Origin of the sequence: Lutimonas vermicola (genome assembly GCF_038433205.1) — a bacterium.
Taxonomy (GTDB): domain Bacteria; phylum Bacteroidota; class Bacteroidia; order Flavobacteriales; family Flavobacteriaceae; genus Lutimonas; species Lutimonas vermicola.
Genome location: NZ_JBCDNA010000001.1, coordinates 23,857 through 43,529 on the forward strand (window position 1 = coordinate 23,857; position 19,673 = coordinate 43,529).

Genomic DNA, 19,673 nt, shown 5'->3' on the forward strand with positions numbered 1-19,673 from the left:
AATTTGCAAAACAATCAACTAATATTTTTTTTTGAATCTTAAAAAATATACCTCCGAATTTCATTATAATTTTCAGCTGGCTATACCGGTGATGATAGGTCATTTGGGTCATGTCCTGGTCGGTTTGGCTGATAATATCATGGTGGGAAGACTGGGCGCAGCCCCTTTGGCTGCTGTTTCTTTAGGTAATAGTTTTGTGTTTATCGTCTTTTCACTAGGTATAGGTTTTTCCTTAGCGATTACACCTTTGATTGCCGAGGCGGATGGTGAAAAAAACTTGGATAAGGGAAGAAAGTTATTTCAGCATAGTTTAATTCTTTGTGCCATCCTGGGTTTAACCATGTTTTTAATTTTGCTTATAGCCAGCCCCATCATGCGTTATATGGATCAGCCACCCGAGGTAGTTGCATTGGCTATGCCTTACCTGAAAATAGTTGCTTTTTCAATGATTCCCCTTATGGTTTTTCAGGCCTATAAACAATTTACTGACGGAATGGCTAAAACCAAGTATGGAATGCATGCAACCCTTTTGGCAAATATTGTAAATGTTATACTAAATTTTGTATTGATTTATGGCCTTTGGATTTTTCCTCGACTTGAATTGGTGGGGGCGGCCTACGGTACTTTGATTTCAAGGTTTGTGATGATGATTTTTATGATTTGGATTCTCAATTCACGCGAGAAATTCAAGCCCTATTTCAAATGGTTGCACCTGGACGAAATCAAAAAACAACTATTCGGAAAAATCATCAATCTTGGCTTTCCTACAGCGATGCAAATGCTCTTTGAAGTAGGAGTGTTCACAGCAGCCATATGGTTGGCGGGTACCATGGGAACAATTGATCAGGCTGCCAATCAGATTGCACTGAATGTATCTTCCATGACTTTTATGATCGCAGTTGGTCTTGGCGTTACAGCCACCATCAGGGTGGGTAATCAAAAAGGATTAAGGAATTTTTCTGAATTAAGAAGGGTAAGTCTTTCCATATTCCTTCAGGTTTTTATCATAGAATGTATTTTTGCAGTAGCTTTTATAGCATTGAAAGACTTTTTACCCATGGTATATATTGATAATGATGCCGTTGTGAATACAGCTGCATCCCTCTTGTTAATTGCCGGCCTTTTCCAGTTGTCTGATGGATTTCAGGTTGTGGTTTTAGGAGCATTAAGAGGATTACAGGATGTAAAGATTCCTACTTATATTACTTTTGTTGCCTATTGGATAGTCGGTTTCCCTATTTGTTATATTTTAGGCAAGGTATTGGGCTATGGTTCACAGGGTATTTGGATTGGCTTACTCGCCGGATTGAGTATCTCAGCCGTTCTTTTGTATTTGAGGTTTAATTATTTAACGAACAAGCTAATCGAAAAAGGTCAAAATGGGAATCGTATTTAAACAGTCTTTCAATAACACCCTGATTCTTTTTTTGGGATTTGCCATTGGTGGTATCAATGTACTTTTTTTATATACCCATTTTTTAGAAGCGGAATATTTCGGGTTGATTACTTTTTTACTTTCAAGTGCCAATATGATTATGCCTCTTCTTGTATTTGGGATGCAGCATACCATCATTAAATTCTTTTCGGCTTATCAGCATAAAGAAGAGCAGGATGGATTTTTATTGACAGCCTTGTTGCTGCCCATGCTGATTATTATCCCACTTTCAATAATTGGCGTTTTGTTTTATCACCAGATTGCTGAGTACCTCGCGAGGGAGAATATAATTATTGAAAAATATACCTATACCATTTTCTTCACTTCAATTTTTATGGGATATTTTGAAATATTTTACGCCTGGAGCCGGGTTCAGATGAGGTCTGTTTTTGGTAATTTCATCAAGGAGGTCTTTGCCAGAATATGTATTTCATTTTTATTACTGGCAGTTTTTCTTGATTGGATCGATGGAGAACAATTTGTATATGCCGTGGTTATCGTGTATTTCCTTCGAATGATCATCATGAAACTGTATGCATTTCGTATATATTTTCCAGAAATCAAATGGACAGGGCTTCCTAAAAATATTAAGCAAATCCTGTCGTTTTCTCTGTATATAATTATGGCAGGGTCTGCCGGGACGATCTTATTGGAAATCGATAAGTTCATGATTCCTCAAATGAAGCAAATTGCAGAGGTGGCTTATTATTCTGTAGGGGTATATATCGCATCGGTAATCGGCATCCCGTCGAGGGCGATGCAGCAGATCATTAACCCCATTACGGCAAGAGAGCTCAACAGGAATAACTTGGAGGAAGTAAAAAGTTTATACAAGAAAAGTTCCTTGAATTTATTGATTGTAGGAGGCTTGTTGTTTTTGTTAATCAATACAAATATCCAGGAGTTATACAAGATTATTGACAAGCCTGAGTACACTGTCGGTATATATGTAGTGCTGGTGATAAGCATTTCAGAATTGATCAAGCTTTCCTTGGGTACAAACGGAGCAATACTGACGAACTCCAGGTATTATCGCATTCTTTTTTACTACGCCATAGGCATGGCTGTTAGCGTGGTGATATTAAACAGGATACTGATAGATTATATGGGTATTCAAGGCGCTGCTCTGGCGACACTAATAGTAGTATTGATTTTTTCTCTCTTAAGAATTTTCTATGTGAACATGAAAATGAAGATGCAGCCTTTTGGTTCAAAAACCGGGTTACTTCTTATAGTTATAGGAGCATTGTTTTTTGTATTTTATTTTGTTCCCCTGCCATTTAACGCTTATTTGAATATTTTGATCAGAAGTTGCCTTGTTACAGGGGTTTTTATATACCTGGTGATCAAATTAAAGCTATCGTCCGAAATGAATCAGGTATTTGATAAATATTTAGGCTGATTAAACTTTCCCGTTATCAAAACATTTACGAAATTTGAGTGTTTTAAAAGTAATTTTTTTCTAAGGCTGACGATGTCATATTTTTCACATATTGTGCTGGGTTTTGTAATGGCTTTTTTGAGTTTAACACCTCCCGGAATGTTAAACATGACAGCTGTGAGAACAGCCATTGAGAAAAACCGGAATGAAGGTATCTGGTTTGCACTTGGTGCGGCACTTGTGGTGATCCCCCAGGCTTTTATTGCACTTGTTTTTGCCCGGTTCTTTGGAGAGAATCCTCATATAGTCGAACGCTTGAAACTTGGAGGTATCTTTGTTTTGTTTTTGCTCTCGGTCGTTTTCTTTATCCAGGCAAGAAAAAAGTTTAAGGGAGAAGGAGCAAAGAGAAAAGGAAAAAGTTTCTGGACTGGCATGCTGATGTCGGTTATGAATATGCTGGCTATTCCGTTTTATCTTGTTTTGTCTTCCGTACTTGAAAACAAGGGTTTGCTGAACACTGAACAGCCCTTTATCAATTTATTTGTCAGCGGCGTATTTCTGGGGGCCTTTACCCTGTTCTTTGTCTATGTTCAATTTGCCCGGGTCATACAAAAACGAGCTCAATTCATAGCCAGAAATATCAATTATATATTGAGTGCACTTTTTTTAGTTTTAGCAATTTTGACTTTATTTAAATTATTGAAGTAATTATTTTGTTAAATTAGCGTCAAACAATTAAAATTCTGTTAATGATTCCAGCGATTACCCAAAACCTCAACAGAGGAATCAATTTGTTAAATTCAATTAGTGATCAGGAATATTCCAATAATTCTACGGCTCCATACTACTCGAGTATAGGTGTTCATATGCGTCATATTCTTGATGTGTTTAGTTGTATTTTTCAGGGAATTGAGGAAGGACAAATAGATCTTTCTTCTCGTCAAAGAAATGAATTGGCAGAAACCAAGGTTTCTGTTGGTTTGGATTATTTTGAGCAAATCATTACGCAACTTAATAATGTGAACCCTGCCGACCTGGATAAGGTTGTTAAAGTGAAAGATGATCTTGGATTGGGTATGGTTACGGCGAATTATACGTTTGCAGCTGCTCTGATTCAGGCACACAGTCATGCGATTCATCACTTTGCCAGTATTGGATATATTATTTCTCAACTGGGAATAAACCTTCCGGATTCAGATTTTGGCTATAACCCGACTACGCCCCGAACCGACTTCATCAATAAATAAGTGCCGGCTTAATACTGCTGAGCATTTAGTTTTTTTAGTTTTTGATTATACGATCTGAGCCAGAGCATGTTTTTTACATAGTCTTTAACAGAAGGGTATGAGATATTTTTTTCCTTGTGGTTCTTTACAGCAATTTTCCCCAGGATGCTCCAATGATCATTAATAGACTTTAAGGCTTTGAAATAGGATGCATTTTTGTGAGAAGCGTCGTAGATATGGGTTGGTTCAGAGATGATGCCATTGATCTCAAGAATTTTAAATTCTTCTCCATGGAGCAACTTTTTGTAATTTTCATATTTAATATCCAACCTTCCGTAATACCAACCTGTCATCTTTTGACAAACGTTATCAATAAAGGCTTCCAATTCTTCATTGATTAAATGATTACCATTGATAAATTGAGTTCCTTTGGAATGATTTCCAATCAGGGAAAGGGTAAGTTCTTCATCTTTTTTAAGGACTTTATCGAGTCTATCCTGGTGTAATAGACTAAATATATCTGTATATAAATAGGCGCGATTGTCTTTTTGGATTAAAGCAGACAAGGTAAGTTGTCCATCTCCTTTCACTTTGATAAATTTTTTGATGGTAACAGAAGTAATCTTCCCTTTTTCCTGACCCGGTATTCTGTGATAAAATATCCCTAATTCATTTTCATAAGGAATGAATTCCTGGATGATGACTTCTTCATCAACATGCTGAAGGTATTTTTCAAGCGCTTCCTGTGAATCAATTTTTTTTACAAGGTAACCCCTGAAGCCAATATTTGGTTTTGCAATGAGTGGAAAACCCAACCCAAGGCCTTCTAATTTCTCCCGTATCGACAATACAGAATCTTTTTTTGTAACCAGTAAACTTATGGGTCTAAGTGATTCAGGAAGCAGGTGAAGTGTTTTAAATTTTGATTCGGTTCCGTTTCCTGAGAACAGTATAGCAGGGTTTGCAATGGTGTAGTAAAAGGGGTGTCCTGCTTTTAGAGACCGTATAAAGAAGAAGGGCAAAAGAGGTAGATAAAACATGAAGGCAGGCCAATGCTCCCACTCAGTCAGTTTTACAAAGACAGGGTTTCTTCTCATTTATTAAAAAGTGATTTTAGAATAAGCCTAAAAGCCTGAGTAACCAAAGCAATCGTAAATAAGATAAGCATACAACCTAAAATTAAAATAAGATAGCCTCCCCCTTTATTCAAGGCTTTAAACCCTATTGTCACTATTACAGGAGCGGCAAACAGGAGCGGCAATGCCAGCGAAAGGTATTTCAAACCTTTTTGAAATATTTTTTTGGTCTCATTATTCTCAAAAACCTTTTTGTTGCTTACTGTTTCCTGTTCATGTTTCATGGTATGCATGGATTAAAAGGACGAAGATAAATATAGATGTGATATTTCTTTTATCCAAATAAAAAGGCTTCAATATCTATTATTGAAGCCTTTTGTATATAAGTAGAAATTTACTAAGACAATTGGCGGTCTAAATTCTCTTTCAATTCATTTAAAAATTCCTGAGTATTTAAATAATTGTCGGAGGTCATATTTTCTTTGTGGATCAACAAGGCAAGATCCTTGGTCATTTTACCACCTTCCACTGTATCGATACAAACTTTTTCGAGGGTGTGGCAGAAATCGATCAACTCTTTATTGCCATCCAGTTTACCTCTGTGCTCCAAACCTCTTGTCCAGGCAAATATGGAGGCCAGTGGGTTCGTAGAGGTTTCTTTCCCAAGCTGATGCTGTCTGTAATGTCTGGTTACCGTACCGTGAGCGGCTTCGGCTTCAACAGTTTTTCCGTCAGGAGTCACTAAAACGGAAGTCATAAGACCCAACGATCCAAACCCTTGTGCAACGGTATCTGATTGAACGTCACCATCATAATTCTTACAAGCCCATACAAATCCTCCGTTCCATTTCATTGCAGATGCGACCATATCATCTATTAATCTGTGCTCATAAATGATTCCGGCTGTTTCAAACTTGTCTTTGAATTCATTAAGGTATACTTCTTCGAAAATATCTTTAAACCTTCCGTCATAAGCTTTCAGGATGGTATTTTTTGAACTGAAATAAAGGTTCCAGCCTTTATTAAGTGCCTGGTTAAAACTCGAGCGGGCAAACCCGTAGATAGAAGAGTCTATATTGTACATGGCCATTGCAACACCGTTTTCTTGGAAGTTGTAAACTTCAAACGATCGAGGTTCCGACCCGTCTTCAGGAGTAAAGGTCAAGGTTAATTTCCCCTTTCCTTTTGTTACAAAATCAGTAGCTTTGTACTGATCGCCAAAAGCGTGTCTTCCAATACAGATGGGTTTGGTCCAGCCCTGAACATATCTCGGTACATTTTTCATGATGATAGGCTCTCTAAAGATCGTACCACCCACTATGTTCCTAATCGTTCCATTTGGAGAACGCCACATCTTTTTAAGGCCAAATTCTTCTACACGCGATTCATCAGGAGTAATGGTTGCACATTTAATACCTACATTGTATTTTTTGATGGCTTCGGCAGCATCAATTGTGACCTGATCATCGGTTTCATCTCTGTATTCAACGCCTAAATCATAGTACTTGATATCAAGGTCAAGGTATGGCAAGATCAATTGGTCTTTAATGAATTTCCAAATAATTCTTGTCATCTCATCCCCGTCCAATTCAACGATAGGATTAGTTACTTTTATTTTAGTCATTTTATATTAATTTAATTGCTGCAAATATACTAAACCATAGCAAAGTTTAAGCCGTTGAAAAACAAAAATTTCACTTTTAATATTTCCATTTATTTTAAGCCATAAAGTCCAGTTTTTTGTAAAATTAAAAGCCATAACAAAGTGAAACTTCATTATGGCTTTCTGGCTTGGTTAACAACATTTAATAGTATTTAAACATTGTCTTGATTTAAATAGGGGGGACTTAATGTTAGTATATCATTAATAACCCTATATAACACTGTTTTTTTGCATAACTAAAGATGATTTGCGCTAAACACTTTAGTGTTTTTCATCAAACAAACAGTTTTAGAAATTAATCTAAAGTCAACTTATCCGGTGAAACAGCTTTCATAACTTGGTAATCGGGGATTGTTCCACCAGTTTCATTGACAGAAACAAATTTAAATGAACAGTGTTACAAGTGGTTATAAATCAATGAGAAAAAAGCCAACAGTTTATTAACAAGAGTTATTAACAATTGTGCATAACTGGAAAAATGTTTATTCAGGGACCATATTGGCACTTTTGCAAATGTTTTGGCTGGAATCTGTTTTGAAGAAATTGATATAAAAACAAAACCCATCACAAAGAAGGTTTCTTTATCATGGGTATTTGCCGAAACATTTAGCTTAAATTCGATAACTTTCTGTCACATTTTCATGCTCCATCAGTAAAACCCAAGCTTAATTTCTTTAAATCTTCTGAGCCTTTATCCTACATCCGCCAAAACAAAGTCCTGACTTCGCTAGTACAAAGATTCAAAACATTTAATTTGCAATCACTAACCTTTAAAATCTAAATATTTATGCTAAATACATTGATCTTGGTTTAGGACCAGTGACCGCGCCAAAGTTTTCACTTCAGCAAAACAAAGTTCATTTTCTTATTTAAATTGTTCCAATGATTTGCATCAATCAAAATCATTTAACCAAGAAACCTCCCTATGTTTCTGAATCAAAAATAGGGAGCAAATTCATATGAATCAAAAAATACCGGCTTTTGTTTTTAACAATAAATCAACCACTTTTATTAACTTTTGTTCATAAAAAAAGCCCCTGTTGTCAATTGACAACAGGGGCCTTAAGTCTATAAAAGCTAAAATTAAAATCTCTTCTCTTTGATTTGTGCTTTTTTACCTGTAAGGTTCCTAAAATAGTATATTCTAGCTCTTCTTACCTTTCCTTTTTTATTTACCTCTATCTTCTGAATAGCAGGCAAATTGATTGGAAAAATTCTTTCCACACCAATAGTTCCTGACATTTTTCTGATGGTAAAGGTCTCTGAACTTCCGCTACCTCTTCTTTGGATAACCACACCCTTAAAGAACTGGGTTCTTGTTTTAACACCTTCTTTAATTTCAAAGTAAACGGTAATAGTGTCACCGGCTGCAAAATCAGGAATCTCATTTTTCGCTACAAATTCACTTTGTACAAAATCTACTAAATTTTCCATTATGATATTTTAAAATGGTTGATCAATCACCAACATGCACGATTTTCGTCAGAGGTTGATTTTGAGTCTGCAAATTTATAAAAAAGTTTTGATTAATAAAGTTAGCATTAAAAATAATTTTAAAGATTTAGAAATGGTATAAAATGCTTCAAAACTGTATGTTAGCATAAAAGCCTAAGGTTTTTTCATTATAAGATGGGCTTATGATGGTACTGATCTTGTCGTTTTTAAATGGATTCCAACCCTGTAAGGGTTCAAACCTGTAAACAAGATCAGTTACCAGAATACCAATAGCTGCACCAACCAATACATCAGAGACCCAATGAGCATTGTTCATGACGCGCAAGACACCGGTGGCCGACGCAAAAACGAACCCGCTATACGCCAATACAGGCTTTGTTTCTTTGAACTCATGAAAAAGTACAGTAGCTGTCATAAATGCATTTGATGTATGACCCGATGGAAAGCTGAGGTCGTTTTCTCCGTTGGGCCGGGTTTCATTCGTAATATGTTTTAGTCCAAAGGTTATAGCGTTGGTGGCTATAGCCGATATAAACAGAATTTTGGTTTGGCTAAAAGCATCGTGCCGGCTTTCAACTTTAAGCAGGTCAGCCGTGTACATGGTAAGTGTGGGAACAAATAGCAAAAAATCGTCGAGATTACTGTTAAAATCAGGAAAGGCCCGAATAATCTCTTCCTGGAGATTTTCTTTTCCAATGGCTCCGTCTGAATAATTAATGATCAAACCGGCACCGATCAGGGAGAGGGGAACGATACTTTGTTTTAAAAAAGGTTTCTGGTAAGTGGCCGTTGTGATCGATGTACTGTCTGTTTGTCCGTTTACATGAAGCTGAAAACAAACGATTAACGAGATATAAACATGTTTAAGCTTCATCGTTGTCTCGACTCAATAAGTCGGGGCGTATCAATTTTGTTCTCAGGAGGGCCTGCTCGTGTCTCCATTGCTCAATCTTGGGAAAATTTCCTGAAAGCAAGACTTCAGGTACTTTCATTCCGTCGTATTCAGCAGGTCTCGTATACACAGGAGGGGCCAATAGATTATCCTGAAAAGAATCGGTCAAAGCCGAAGTTTCGTCACCCAAGACGCCCGGGATCAACCTGATAACCGCATCGCAAACTACGGCTGCAGCAATTTCTCCGCCCGAAAGCACATAATCTCCGATAGAGATTTCCATGGTTACGAATTTATCCCTGATCCGTTGATCCACTCCTTTGTAATGACCTGTTAGTATTAGAAGGTTCTTCTTGTTTGACAGCATGTTGGCCATTCTTTGGTTTAAAGTTTTGGCATCCGGAGTCATATAAATAACCTCATCATATGTTCTCTCACTCATCAATTTGCTAAGGCATTTGTCTATGGGCTCAATCATGAGGACCATTCCGGCACCTCCGCCAAATTGATAATCATCAATTTTGCCGTATTTATTTATGGCATATTGCCTCAGGTCGTGAAAATGTACTTCCACCATCCCTTTTTCCTGTGCCCGTTTTAAAATCGAATGTTCAAAGGGGCTTTTAATCAGTTCTGGTGATACGGTAACTATATCTATTCGCATGGGGCAAATATATTTAAATTTTAACAGCTCTGATCATGCGGTCGGCTCCGTAAATATCTTTTTTTAATTCAATATTTTCATAGCCCAGCATTTCTAACAGGCCTTGAAGATCTTTTGCAAGGTATTGGTTGATTTCGAAATACAACAATCCTTTGGGGGCTAGGCCATTCAGTGCGAGTTTTGCAATGTGCCTGTAAAACAGTAAGGGATCATTGTCTGATACGAACAGGGCGAGATCAGGCTCGTATTTAAGCACATTAGCGTGCATGTGATGTTTTTCACTTTCCCTAACATATGGCGGATTTGAAACGATGATATCATAGGTTTTAGACAAGCCCTTGCCGTCCAGGATATCCCTCCTAAAAAAATCTATATCAACATTATGGCGTGCTGCGTTTCTTTTGGCAACTTTAAGCGCCTTTTCAGAAACGTCCATCGCATCTATTTTTGACTTAGACAATTGTTTGGCCAAAACAACTGCGATACATCCACTCCCTGTTCCTATATCCAAAACAGAAACGGGACTGTCTTCGGGTTGCGATTCGATGATCCAGGAGATCAGTTCTTCTGTTTCCGGCCTGGGAATCAAAACCTGCTCATTTACCTCTAACAGAAGTTCCATAAATTCAGAATGACCGATGATATATTGAATGGGATATTCCTTTTTGAGGGACTTTAGGGCCTCTAAAAAAACAGCACTATTCTCAGCTGATAATTCCAGGTTCGGATCGAGGGCTAAGTCAAGCCTGTTTTTGTTAAGACAAGACTTGCAGAGCATGTAAAAAAAGCTGTTGATTTCTTCCCTTGGGTAGATATCCTTTAAGTCATTGAGAAATTTTTCCTGAATTAACTTTATGGTCATTTTGGGACCTTTTTAAATAATTGTTGAAATATACTGCTTAATTATGAAATTACTGGTCTTTGTTTTTACCATAAAAAGAAAGAAAGTAGGTTAAATGAGATTTAATCTTTTTAATTTCGCAGTACGAAAAGCTTCTATGAACGAACATGATCAATTTATGACACGATGCCTTGAGCTGGCAAAGAATGGGCTGGGATCTGTATATCCAAATCCTATGGTGGGAAGTGTCCTTGTTCATAAAGGGCTCATTATAGGAGAAGGCTGGCATCAAAGAGCTGGAGGCCCACATGCTGAAGTACGCGCCATTGATTCTGTAAAGAAGAAGGAGCTGCTCGCTGAAGCAACACTATACGTAAATCTTGAACCCTGTTCCCATTATGGCAGAACGCCCCCCTGTGCTGACCTGATCGTCACAAACGGGATAAAAAAAGTTGTGATCGGATCGGTCGACAGTAACGAAAAAGTAGGAGGTAAAGGCGTGAAAAGACTTCGTGAAAACGGGGTGGAAGTGATAAGCTCTGTCATGGAAAAGCAAAGTAGGGAATTGAACAAACGCTTTTTTACTTTTCACGAAAAAAAAAGGCCCTATGTCATCCTTAAATGGGCACAGAGCAAGGATGGATATATTTTCCCCGAATCTGAATTGACTGAAAAAGGAACCCCCTACTGGATTTCAAATGCGTATTCATTACAACGTGTTCATCAGTGGAGGGCTGAAGAAGCTTCTATACTCGTAGGCAAAAACACAGTACTTCAGGATGACCCCCGATTGAACCTTAGAGATTTTGAAGGAAACCCAATCCTAAGAATTACCATTGATCGTCATCTCAAGATACCCGAGGCCATGAATTTCTTTGATCAGACTTCAAAAACAATGATATACAATGCCATAAAAAATGAGCAACAAAGTGAGTTAGTTTATGTTAAACTCGATTTTCAAAAGGAGCTCATTGGTCAGATAATGGATCATTTGTATGAAATAGAGGTTCAGTCTTTGATCGTCGAAGGAGGTTTACTTACACTTAATTCATTTATACAATCAGGATTTTGGGACGAAGCCAGGGTTATTAAAGGTAAACAGGTTTTCAATAAAGGGATAAAGGCACCTGTTGCAGAAGGGTCATTGGTAAAAGAAGAACTTATTGATGACAATTTGCTCCAAATTTATAAGCGTATATTGTAATGGATGAAAGCGACACTGACCTATATCTTACACTTCGAAAACCCACTGAAGAAGCAGTGTATAAGGAAAAGGGAAGTAAATTTTTAGCTTACGCATTTCCTGTAACAAGCGCGGAACAGGTAGATGACATTTTACAGTTGCAAAAGAAAGCACATCCAAAAGCAAGACATTGGTGTTATGCCTGGAAAACGGGAGTTCAAAGCCCTGCGTTTAGGTATAATGATGACGGAGAACCTAATAACAGTGCCGGGAAGCCCATATTCGGGCAAATACAATCTTTCGGCCTGACTGATGTATTGGTCATTGTAGTTCGTTATTTTGGTGGGACAAAATTGGGAGTAGGAGGTCTTGTTACCGCTTACAAATCGGCGGCAAGGCTTGCTTTAGAGAACGCATCTTTGATTGAAAAAATGATTCTCGAGGAGTTGACCCTCAGGGTTGACTATGCCAATATGGACAAGGTTATGAGAATCATAAAGGAGAAGGGTCTTTCGATTGTTGATCAAAGACTTGAGCTGGACTGCTTTTTTAAAGTCTCGGTGAGAAAGAGTAAGTTGGAGCAAATTATAAGCCTGTTTCATGAACTCCGAATTGTTGAAGTCAAAAAGGTCAATTGAATCGTGCGTAAATTTGATCAAGTAAGTATTGCGGAGCTTTGATGGGTTTGTTTTTTTTCATGTCCATGAACACCAAACTCGTAAAACCTGTTGTGAGTAAATCGTTATTTTCATTGTGGACTTCAAATTCGAATTCAATTTTAACCAAAGGTTTTTTGGTCAAGATTGTGGTAATAGTTAAAAGGTCATCGTATTTGGCAGGTTTCATGTAATTGATGTTCAGTTGAATAACAGGAAGCATAATTCCCGATTCTTCAAGACTTTTGTAACTGACCCCTAAGGCCCTTAGCCATTCGACCCTTCCCACCTCAAAAAACTGGGCGTAGTTTCCGTAATAAACATAACCCATTTGGTCTGTTTCTCCATATCTAACACGTATTTTTATTTGGTTTCTGATCATTTTGTTGTATTTTGCAGTGGAACAGTTTAATCAAAAAAAAAATAAGAATCAATAGCAATTTTATTTTTTTTTAATAAACTTTATTCACAAATTTGTAGTGGCAAAAGATAGACCGATTTTGCCAAAAAAAAAGGGAACTATACTTAATTCAAAATATTTTAATTAAATGACGAGAACAGCCTCCTCTGTATGGAATAATTGTCTGCTTTTTATAAAGGATAATATCAAACCACAAGCCTATAAAACTTGGTTTGAACCTATAAAACCGATTAAAATAGCGGGTGATGTTTTAACCATACAGGTGCCGAGCAAGTTCTTTTTTGAATGGTTGGAAGAGCATTATATCAAGTTGTTAAGGGTAGCCCTGATCAGGGAACTTGGAGATCATGCAAAATTAGTGTATGATGTAAGGATGGAGAATACCTATAGCAACAAGAAACCTCACACAGTTAAATTCCCAAGTTCCAATAAAAAACCATTTAATTCCCAAGGAGTTACCATTCCACTGGAAATCGATAAAAGAGAATTAAAGAATCCGTTTGTGATCCCTGGAATTCAAAAAGTAAAAATTGAGTCACAGCTGAATCCAAATTATAATTTTGAAAATTTTATTGAAGGAGATTCAAATCGTTTGGCAAGATCAGCCAGTATGGCTGTTTCAAACAAACCAGGCGGGACTTCCTTTAACCCTTTACTGATCTACGGAGGAGTAGGTCTGGGGAAAACGCATTTGGGTCAGGCCATTGGGGTTAGGATCAAGGAGAGGTATCCTGAAAAAACGGTTCTTTATATATCGGCGGAAAAATTCACGCAACAGTTTATTGATTCTGTCAAAGCGAATACAAGAAATGATTTTATTCATTTTTACCAAATGATCGACGTCTTGATTGTTGATGACGTCCAGTTTCTTTCCGGAAAATCAGGAACACAGGATGTTTTCTTCCATATATTCAATCATTTGCATCAAAACGGAAAACAGGTAATTCTTACTTCAGACAAGGCTCCTGTTGATATGCAGGATATTGAACAACGTTTACTGTCAAGGTTTAAATGGGGTCTTTCCGCTGAATTGGTCGCTCCTGATTTCGAAACCAGGGTGAGTATACTTCAAAGCAAAATGTTTAGAGATGGCGTGGAGATACCGGAAGAAATCGTTGAGTATATCGCAAAAAATATTAAAACAAATGTCAGGGAACTTGAGGGCGTCCTGATTTCACTGATAGCCCAGGCTTCATTTAACAGAAAGGAATTTACACTTTCACTTACCAAGCAAATAGTTGACAAGTTTGTCAAGAATACCAAGAAAGAGGTTTCGATAGACTATATTCAAAAAGTAGTTTCCAAATATTTTGAAATGGACGTTACCACCCTTCAATCCAAGACAAGGAAAAGACATATTGTCCAGGCCAGACAACTGGCTATGTACTTTGCTAAAAGAATGACCAAGGCCTCCTTGGCGAGTATTGGCTCGCAGATAGGGAGCCGTGATCATGCTACTGTTCTTCATGCTTGTAAAACTGTTGATAATCTAACCGAAACAGATAAGCAATTCCGCAAATACGTTGATGAATTGACAAAGAAGCTCACATTCTAAATTATTGAAATTTTATGGTTAAGGTTTTGATGGTATGTCTGGGAAATATTTGCAGGTCGCCATTAGCTGAGGGCATACTCAAATCAAAGGTGAATGCAACTTCAGTGTTTGTTGATTCAGCCGGAACAGGAGGTTGGCATATAGGTGAATTACCAGACCCCAGATCGGTTGATATTGCAAGAGACAACCGAATCGACATCACTGATCAGCGATGCAGAAAGTTTAGCCCTAAAGATTTTGAGAATTTTGATTGGATTTATGTGATGGACAGGTCAAATTTGTCTGATGTTCTTTCTATGGCTACAACAGAACACCATATCAAAAAGGTTAAAATGATCCTTGATGAATTAGGGCAAGAGTCAGACCTGGAGGTTCCGGATCCATATTACGGAGGTGAAGGAGGATTTGAAAGAGTATTTGAAATGCTCGATGAGGCTTGTGAACGGATAGCAAAAAAGTTAAGTGATGAAGACTAAATTTGGTAAACTGTTTTTGATTCCTACAACCCTGGGTCTTAATGAACCTTTGGAAGTGCTGCCAATTTCTGTTAAGAAAGCAGTTGAGGAATTGAATTTTTTCATTGTGGAGAATGAAAAATCGGCCAGGAGGTTTATCAAAAAGATAGCCCCAAGAAAATCTCAACCTGCTTTAAGGCTTTTTGTGCTTGACAAATACACGAGTGAGTTTGAATCTAAATCATTTATTGACCCTTGTTTTAAAGGAGTCAATGTTGGATTGTTATCAGAAGCAGGTGTTCCGGCTATTGCCGATCCCGGAGCTAACATTGTGATGATGGCACATCTCAAAAATGTTCAGGTGGTTCCGTTGGTTGGACCTTCTTCAATTATTCTAGCCATGATGGGCTCAGGGCTTAATGGTCAGAATTTTGCCTTTAACGGATATCTGCCCATTGAATCTACCGAGCGCAAAAAAAAGATCAAAGAACTTGAAAAATGGTCCAAGCAAAACAATCAGACACAAATATTCATTGAAACACCTTATCGCAATCAAAAGTTATTTACTGAATTGAAGAATTCGCTTACGCCTTCGACCTATCTCTGTATTGCTGCAGATCTTACCCTGAATACAGAATATATAAAAACCTTAACCGCAAAAGAATGGAAAACAGAAAATATAGACCTGCATAAAAGGCCCTGTATTTTTATTTTCCATAAATATTAAATACTGGCGTTTTTTACCGGTTTAATGAAAGAAGTATCGTATCCGGCAAATTTTTTCATATACTGATGCACATCTGTACCAAAGGCATCGTAGGCGTTTAATTCACCGTTACTCCTTAAATACTTTTTTACATTTCCAGCGCCAGCCAGATGGGCGGCTGCGAGGATACCGGATTCGGTAATCTCAACCCCGTTGATCTTTTTACCAACACTTCTTTTAATGTCTCTGATCAAAATCCATTTATTAAGTGAACACAATGCATAGAATGCATCTTCCTGCAATTTAGGATCATTTAAAAAGGATTGAGTGTCATATATCCTGATACGGTTCAAGGTGGATTCACCAAATTGATATTTACCGAGATAACCGAGACTGTTTACCTTTCGGTAATTACCTCTTGATTCTTTAAAAGCGAGCGCTTCCTTGAATCCGATGTACATGTTGTCGACGGTTGGCGTATACATTATTTCAAAAGGCTCAATGCTTTTCTTCACTGTAACTATAGCATTGGCTTTTGGTAAATTGTAACGGACTTTTTTCTTGCCGCTAAAAAAAAGATGCTTGTCTTGATTGAACGCCGTAAGCACTATCGCGCATAACGCGATGAATAGCAGTTTCTTTTTCATAATTGTATTTTTTAGTTAGGGAGTGCCTAAAAATTACATTTTCGACTACAAAGATAAGATATTTTAAATAAATGCCACCAAATGGCCAATGAACCCTTTTAAACAGAAGTTTTTCAAAAATATAAAAAATGAAATTTAAAGTCGCCGTTGGTTCTGTATTCAATACCCGGGGCCGGTATTTTAACAAAATTAAATACATTGAAAACCGTTTTCAGGAAGCCCGAGTTCGTTTTGATTTTTGTTAGGTCGACATCAATACTTGCGAAAATTTGCCTGTATGATTCAATGGGTTGAGCAGGAATAGTACTATAGTCAAAACTTTCTTCCGGAAGCCCGTTGGCACCGTAACCCACGGCAACATTCAGCCATTTGGGGATTTTACTTTCTTTAAAAAACGACCATAGATTCACCGAGAACCAATAGGTCTGACCATTATAATCCTTTAATAACTGTTGTAAACGCGTACTACCCAGTTTGTCAGGGTTATTGTCAGCATATGCGGTATGCTGAAATGAGAATTTCATTTGAATCCTTTGTTCGTCCCATAATAACTCTTGCCCAATCAACAAACCTGTTCCAAATGCATTGGCCATCACATCTCCGGTTGAGAAACCCCATTCTTCAGAAAAACCATCGAGCACTTCAATAGTGCTAAGAAAGACAAAACCTAATGTGGCACCATAGATCAATTGATTTTTTTTAGTCTCACCTGCCCAGGCAAGGGCATCCATACCCATCTTTCCAATGTAATAAGAGCTAAAAGCATGACCAAATTTATCCATTTGCATCCATTGTGAATTGTCATTTAATGAATGAAAACCTGACCTTTCATATTGGGCATACCAGGCCTCATTGAGGCCAATAAGCGCGGCAGTTCCTAAAGCAGCTTCAGTAATATATACCGCAGTTCTTCTGTTTTTGTTCAATGTATCAGAACGTTGAAAAAAAGAGCTGTTGTTTTGGGCAAACAGGTAATCTGCACCCGTATAAACGAGAAAGAAGCAAAAAATAAAATAAAAATATGATTTTGTAAAACTGATCACCGGTTGATGCCTTGTTGACTGACCCATTTCTGATAGGCTGCCGCGTTTATATTATGCTGACTCAGGGTCTTTGCAAATTTGTGATAACCAATTTTCTCAACACTGGCACACATATAATAATACTGATGCTGCTCAGGATTTAATACTGCCTCTATGGAAGAAATGTCAGGCATCCCTATGGGGCCGGGCGGTAAACCAAAATTCAAATAGGTATTGTATGGAGAATCTATATTGAGATCTTTGTTGAGTACCCGCTTGTATTCTTTATCTTGTCCATACTTTTGTTTAAGGGCAAAAATGATCGTTGGGTCAGCTTGAAGTGGCCAGAAATCATGTAAACGATTGAGGTAGAGCCCGGCAACCGTTTTTCTTTCCTGCGTAACCGCAGTTTCTTTTTGTACAATCGAGGCCAGGGTCGCGACCTGTATTGGATTTAGATTTTGCTGTTTTGCCTTGCTCACCCTTGATTCGTTCCAAAAGCGTTTGTATTCCAGCAGCATTTTATCTCGAAACTGTTCGGCATTTGTATTCCAGTAAAAGTCATACGAATTAGGAATGTACATGGCAATGGCTGTTTTCTCGTCAAAACCATTTTTTGCCATAAAGTCTTTATCATAAAAGCTTGTTAATAAAGCTATTGAGTCAGCTTCAATTTGAGCAGCCACTCTTCCTGCAAGTTTTTCAAAGCTATCCTGGTTGTTAAAAGTAAGTGTCACCGTTTCTTGTTTACCACCTCGCAAATGATTGACCAGCGAATCGTTATTCATACCTTGATCAATCCTGAATTTACCTGCTCTTATCTTATTGGGGTAGTTTTTCTTTTCGGCCACCCAAATAAAACTGTTGATGTTGTCCACATAAGGTTCAATAATCTTGATCAAGCCTTCAAAATCTGTTCCGGTAGGAATTAGAATGCTTACTGATTCAGTTACATTGGGTTTGTAGATCCTGCTGTAAAACGAATATCCAGCAATTCCAGCAATAAGGAAAATAACGGCAACGGCAATACCAAGCTTCTTTTTCATAGATGTTTAGGATTAATTAATTGCAATAGGCATACGTCCTGGAATTTTCCATTGGCTTTGATCCATTCTTTCTGGATACCAATTTGTTCAAAACCACATTTATTGAACAAGTTAAGGCTACCTGTATTTTTTACGGGAATATTCGCGTATAACTGATGAATATCCAAATGTTCAAAAGCATACTTTACAAATACCTCCAAGGCATTTGTTGCGTAGCCCTTTTGCTGGTACTTTTTTAAGATAAGAATCCCGATACCCGCCCTGTTGTGCTGAGGATTAAAATCAAAAAGATCAACCAGGCCCAGGATACTGGCATCCGATTTCCTGGTGATGACAAGCCGCAGTTGTTTTGCTTCATAAATATCCTGATCAGCGTTTTTAAGGTATTTGACCAAAAGATCTCTTGAATAAGGAGCAAGTGTATTGCTGACCTCCCAGAAACGCGTATTATTCTCAACAGAGAAAAGCAGGTCAAGGTCATCCGGTTCCAAGGCCCGTAAACTAATCACATCATTTTCAAGAAGTCCCATCATCCTATATCAATTGTTCCATTAAACACAAAGGTAGCCGGACCTGAAAGAATGATGTTCTTATATCCTTTTTGCCCTTCTTCGAATTCAATTTTAAGGTTCCCTCCCCGAGTTTTAATATGAACTTTTTTTTCTTTGGTTTTTTCCAGATGAAAACTCGCCAGGGCAACTGCAGTAACACCCGTGCCACAGCTCAGCGTTTCGTCTTCTACACCGCGCTCGTATGTCCTGACACTAAAGGTGTTCTCATTTAATTTTTCAACAAAATTCACATTTGTTCCTTTTTCGAAATAGGGTGACCCATATCTGATTTGACGTCCATGTTCAACTACATTAAATTCTGAAAGATTTTCAATGAACGTTACATGATGCGGGGATCCCGTATCGAGGAAAACATGATCTTTATGCATTTCAATGTGATCAACATCCATCATTTTTAGATGTACGAGCTCACCTGTTATGGTCGCCTGGTATTTTTTTCCTAATGCAACAAAACTGGTCGAGGCCTCAAAAAGGTTCAGCGTTTTTGCAAAGGCCACGATACATCGGCCTCCATTACCGCACATCGATCCGGGTCGGCCATCGGCATTGAAATACTCCATTTTAAAATCGCAATCTTTTGCATTTTCGAGGAGCATAAAACCATCGGCCCCAATTCCAAATTTCCGATCGCATAATCGTTCAATCAGATCGAAATCATCTTTTGGGAATATTTGCTGTCTGTTGTCAACGATCACGAAATCATTTCCGGCCCCCTGATATTTGAAAAAGTCTATTTTCATTTTGCAAATGTAGGAATTATTGCAGCAAATTGTTGCT

22 protein-coding genes are annotated in these 19,673 nt (G+C 37.8%); 9 read left to right on the forward strand and 13 right to left on the reverse strand.

What is annotated here, in order from left to right; all coding sequences use genetic code 11:
• The first annotated feature begins 31 nt into the window (after nt 1-31).
• From AABB81_RS00115 to AABB81_RS00130, 4 genes are all read left to right on the forward strand, one after another.
• Nucleotides 32-1,396: an MATE family efflux transporter gene (locus AABB81_RS00115; protein ID WP_342157782.1), complete on the forward strand. Its 1,365-nt coding sequence runs from the start codon at nt 32-34 to the stop codon at nt 1,394-1,396.
• Nucleotides 1,380-2,837: an oligosaccharide flippase family protein gene (locus tag AABB81_RS00120; protein WP_342157784.1), complete on the forward strand. Its 1,458-nt coding sequence runs from the start codon at nt 1,380-1,382 to the stop codon at nt 2,835-2,837. The genes AABB81_RS00115 and AABB81_RS00120 overlap by 17 nt, the downstream gene beginning before the upstream one ends.
• A gap of 72 nt (nt 2,838-2,909) precedes the next feature.
• Entirely contained in the window at nt 2,910-3,524 is a 615-nt protein-coding gene (locus AABB81_RS00125) for a LysE family translocator (RefSeq protein ID WP_342157785.1), read from the forward strand.
• Between the two features lie 41 nt (nt 3,525-3,565).
• A complete protein-coding gene (locus AABB81_RS00130; protein ID WP_342157786.1) occupies nt 3,566-4,063 on the forward strand; it encodes a DinB family protein in 498 nt (165 codons plus the stop codon).
• An 8-nt stretch (nt 4,064-4,071) separates the two neighbouring features.
• Here AABB81_RS00130 and AABB81_RS00135 read toward each other — a convergent pair whose 3' ends face one another.
• The 7 genes from AABB81_RS00135 to prmC form a co-directional block, all read right to left on the reverse strand.
• Entirely contained in the window at nt 4,072-5,139 is a 1,068-nt protein-coding gene (locus tag AABB81_RS00135) for an ATP-grasp domain-containing protein (protein WP_342157787.1), read from the reverse strand.
• Nucleotides 5,136-5,402, reverse strand: coding sequence for a DUF6095 family protein (locus AABB81_RS00140; protein WP_342157788.1), 267 nt, complete (start codon nt 5,400-5,402; stop codon nt 5,136-5,138). Before AABB81_RS00140 ends, AABB81_RS00135 begins: the two co-directional genes overlap by 4 nt.
• A gap of 113 nt (nt 5,403-5,515) precedes the next feature.
• Nucleotides 5,516-6,742 carry an NADP-dependent isocitrate dehydrogenase gene (locus AABB81_RS00145; RefSeq protein ID WP_342157790.1) on the reverse strand — a complete coding sequence of 409 codons (1,227 nt, stop codon included), beginning with the start codon at nt 6,740-6,742 and terminating at the stop codon, nt 5,516-5,518.
• A 1,122-nt stretch (nt 6,743-7,864) separates the two neighbouring features.
• On the reverse strand, nt 7,865-8,215 hold the full coding sequence (gene rplS / locus AABB81_RS00150) for a 50S ribosomal protein L19 (RefSeq protein ID WP_342157791.1): 351 nt from the start codon (nt 8,213-8,215) through the stop codon (nt 7,865-7,867).
• A 148-nt stretch (nt 8,216-8,363) separates the two neighbouring features.
• Entirely contained in the window at nt 8,364-9,110 is a 747-nt protein-coding gene (locus tag AABB81_RS00155) for a phosphatase PAP2 family protein (RefSeq protein WP_342157793.1), read from the reverse strand.
• The gene (trmD, locus tag AABB81_RS00160) at nt 9,100-9,792 is read right to left on the reverse strand and encodes a tRNA (guanosine(37)-N1)-methyltransferase TrmD (protein ID WP_342157795.1); all 693 of its coding nucleotides are present in this window, start codon (nt 9,790-9,792) and stop codon (nt 9,100-9,102) included. Before trmD ends, AABB81_RS00155 begins: the two co-directional genes overlap by 11 nt.
• Before the next feature lie 13 nt (nt 9,793-9,805).
• A complete protein-coding gene (prmC, locus tag AABB81_RS00165; RefSeq protein ID WP_342157796.1) occupies nt 9,806-10,654 on the reverse strand; it encodes a peptide chain release factor N(5)-glutamine methyltransferase in 849 nt (282 codons plus the stop codon).
• Between the two features lie 136 nt (nt 10,655-10,790).
• On the opposite strand from prmC, the gene ribD reads away from it, so the two are divergent.
• Both ribD and AABB81_RS00175 read left to right on the forward strand, forming a co-directional pair.
• On the forward strand, nt 10,791-11,837 hold the full coding sequence (gene ribD / locus AABB81_RS00170; protein WP_342157797.1) for a bifunctional diaminohydroxyphosphoribosylaminopyrimidine deaminase/5-amino-6-(5-phosphoribosylamino)uracil reductase RibD: 1,047 nt from the start codon (nt 10,791-10,793) through the stop codon (nt 11,835-11,837).
• Nucleotides 11,837-12,454, forward strand: coding sequence for an IMPACT family protein (locus tag AABB81_RS00175; protein ID WP_342157799.1), 618 nt, complete (start codon nt 11,837-11,839; stop codon nt 12,452-12,454). Before ribD ends, AABB81_RS00175 begins: the two co-directional genes overlap by 1 nt.
• On the opposite strand, the gene AABB81_RS00180 is transcribed toward AABB81_RS00175, so the two are convergent.
• Nucleotides 12,447-12,854 carry an acyl-CoA thioesterase gene (locus AABB81_RS00180; protein ID WP_342157800.1) on the reverse strand — a complete coding sequence of 136 codons (408 nt, stop codon included), beginning with the start codon at nt 12,852-12,854 and terminating at the stop codon, nt 12,447-12,449. The genes AABB81_RS00175 and AABB81_RS00180 overlap by 8 nt on opposite strands.
• A gap of 166 nt (nt 12,855-13,020) precedes the next feature.
• On the opposite strand from AABB81_RS00180, the gene dnaA reads away from it, so the two are divergent.
• The 3 genes from dnaA to AABB81_RS00195 are packed head-to-tail and all read left to right on the forward strand — an operon-like array spanning nt 13,021 to nt 15,630.
• Nucleotides 13,021-14,448, forward strand: coding sequence for a chromosomal replication initiator protein DnaA (gene dnaA / locus AABB81_RS00185; protein WP_342157802.1), 1,428 nt, complete (start codon nt 13,021-13,023; stop codon nt 14,446-14,448).
• A gap of 14 nt (nt 14,449-14,462) precedes the next feature.
• Nucleotides 14,463-14,924, forward strand: coding sequence for a low molecular weight protein-tyrosine-phosphatase (locus tag AABB81_RS00190; protein ID WP_342157804.1), 462 nt, complete (start codon nt 14,463-14,465; stop codon nt 14,922-14,924).
• Nucleotides 14,914-15,630, forward strand: a complete 717-nt coding sequence (locus tag AABB81_RS00195) for an SAM-dependent methyltransferase (protein ID WP_342157805.1) — start codon at nt 14,914-14,916, stop codon at nt 15,628-15,630. The genes AABB81_RS00190 and AABB81_RS00195 overlap by 11 nt, the downstream gene beginning before the upstream one ends.
• Here AABB81_RS00195 and AABB81_RS00200 read toward each other — a convergent pair.
• From AABB81_RS00200 to dapF, 5 genes are all read right to left on the reverse strand, one after another.
• The gene (locus AABB81_RS00200) at nt 15,627-16,256 is read right to left on the reverse strand and encodes a peptidoglycan-binding protein LysM (protein ID WP_342157806.1); all 630 of its coding nucleotides are present in this window, start codon (nt 16,254-16,256) and stop codon (nt 15,627-15,629) included. The two genes, AABB81_RS00195 and AABB81_RS00200, sit on opposite strands and share 4 nt — an antisense overlap.
• Nucleotides 16,257-16,369: 113 nt before the next feature.
• On the reverse strand, nt 16,370-17,326 hold the full coding sequence (locus AABB81_RS00205) for a DUF2279 domain-containing protein (protein ID WP_342157807.1): 957 nt from the start codon (nt 17,324-17,326) through the stop codon (nt 16,370-16,372).
• The gene (mltG, locus tag AABB81_RS00210) at nt 17,296-18,324 is read right to left on the reverse strand and encodes an endolytic transglycosylase MltG (protein WP_342157808.1); all 1,029 of its coding nucleotides are present in this window, start codon (nt 18,322-18,324) and stop codon (nt 17,296-17,298) included. Before mltG ends, AABB81_RS00205 begins: the two co-directional genes overlap by 31 nt.
• Nucleotides 18,321-18,857, reverse strand: a complete 537-nt coding sequence (locus AABB81_RS00215) for a GNAT family N-acetyltransferase (RefSeq protein WP_342157809.1) — start codon at nt 18,855-18,857, stop codon at nt 18,321-18,323. The genes mltG and AABB81_RS00215 overlap by 4 nt, the downstream gene beginning before the upstream one ends.
• On the reverse strand, nt 18,854-19,636 hold the full coding sequence (gene dapF, locus AABB81_RS00220; RefSeq protein ID WP_342157810.1) for a diaminopimelate epimerase: 783 nt from the start codon (nt 19,634-19,636) through the stop codon (nt 18,854-18,856). The genes AABB81_RS00215 and dapF overlap by 4 nt, the downstream gene beginning before the upstream one ends.
• Nucleotides 19,637-19,673 lie beyond the last annotated feature (37 nt).

Excerpts from the sequence above, each read along its gene's own strand:
- AABB81_RS00120 (WP_342157784.1), top strand. The coding sequence starts at position 1,380 with ATGGGAATCGTATTTAAACAGTCTTTCAATAACACCCTGATTCTTTTT.
- AABB81_RS00125 (WP_342157785.1), top strand. The coding sequence starts at position 2,910 with ATGTCATATTTTTCACATATTGTGCTGGGTTTTGTAATGGCTTTTTTG.
- AABB81_RS00130 (WP_342157786.1), top strand. The coding sequence starts at position 3,566 with ATGATTCCAGCGATTACCCAAAACCTCAACAGAGGAATCAATTTGTTA.
- AABB81_RS00135 (WP_342157787.1), bottom strand. The coding sequence starts at position 5,139 with ATGAGAAGAAACCCTGTCTTTGTAAAACTGACTGAGTGGGAGCATTGG.
- AABB81_RS00140 (WP_342157788.1), bottom strand. The coding sequence starts at position 5,402 with ATGAAACATGAACAGGAAACAGTAAGCAACAAAAAGGTTTTTGAGAAT.
- AABB81_RS00145 (WP_342157790.1), bottom strand. The coding sequence starts at position 6,742 with ATGACTAAAATAAAAGTAACTAATCCTATCGTTGAATTGGACGGGGAT.
- rplS (WP_342157791.1), bottom strand. The coding sequence starts at position 8,215 with ATGGAAAATTTAGTAGATTTTGTACAAAGTGAATTTGTAGCGAAAAAT.
- AABB81_RS00155 (WP_342157793.1), bottom strand. The coding sequence starts at position 9,110 with ATGAAGCTTAAACATGTTTATATCTCGTTAATCGTTTGTTTTCAGCTT.
- trmD (WP_342157795.1), bottom strand. The coding sequence starts at position 9,792 with ATGCGAATAGATATAGTTACCGTATCACCAGAACTGATTAAAAGCCCC.
- prmC (WP_342157796.1), bottom strand. The coding sequence starts at position 10,654 with ATGACCATAAAGTTAATTCAGGAAAAATTTCTCAATGACTTAAAGGAT.
- ribD (WP_342157797.1), top strand. The coding sequence starts at position 10,791 with ATGAACGAACATGATCAATTTATGACACGATGCCTTGAGCTGGCAAAG.
- AABB81_RS00175 (WP_342157799.1), top strand. The coding sequence starts at position 11,837 with ATGGATGAAAGCGACACTGACCTATATCTTACACTTCGAAAACCCACT.
- AABB81_RS00180 (WP_342157800.1), bottom strand. The coding sequence starts at position 12,854 with ATGATCAGAAACCAAATAAAAATACGTGTTAGATATGGAGAAACAGAC.
- dnaA (WP_342157802.1), top strand. The coding sequence starts at position 13,021 with ATGACGAGAACAGCCTCCTCTGTATGGAATAATTGTCTGCTTTTTATA.
- AABB81_RS00190 (WP_342157804.1), top strand. The coding sequence starts at position 14,463 with ATGGTTAAGGTTTTGATGGTATGTCTGGGAAATATTTGCAGGTCGCCA.
- AABB81_RS00195 (WP_342157805.1), top strand. The coding sequence starts at position 14,914 with ATGAAGACTAAATTTGGTAAACTGTTTTTGATTCCTACAACCCTGGGT.
- AABB81_RS00200 (WP_342157806.1), bottom strand. The coding sequence starts at position 16,256 with ATGAAAAAGAAACTGCTATTCATCGCGTTATGCGCGATAGTGCTTACG.
- AABB81_RS00205 (WP_342157807.1), bottom strand. The coding sequence starts at position 17,326 with ATGGGTCAGTCAACAAGGCATCAACCGGTGATCAGTTTTACAAAATCA.
- mltG (WP_342157808.1), bottom strand. The coding sequence starts at position 18,324 with ATGAAAAAGAAGCTTGGTATTGCCGTTGCCGTTATTTTCCTTATTGCT.
- AABB81_RS00215 (WP_342157809.1), bottom strand. The coding sequence starts at position 18,857 with ATGATGGGACTTCTTGAAAATGATGTGATTAGTTTACGGGCCTTGGAA.
- dapF (WP_342157810.1), bottom strand. The coding sequence starts at position 19,636 with ATGAAAATAGACTTTTTCAAATATCAGGGGGCCGGAAATGATTTCGTG.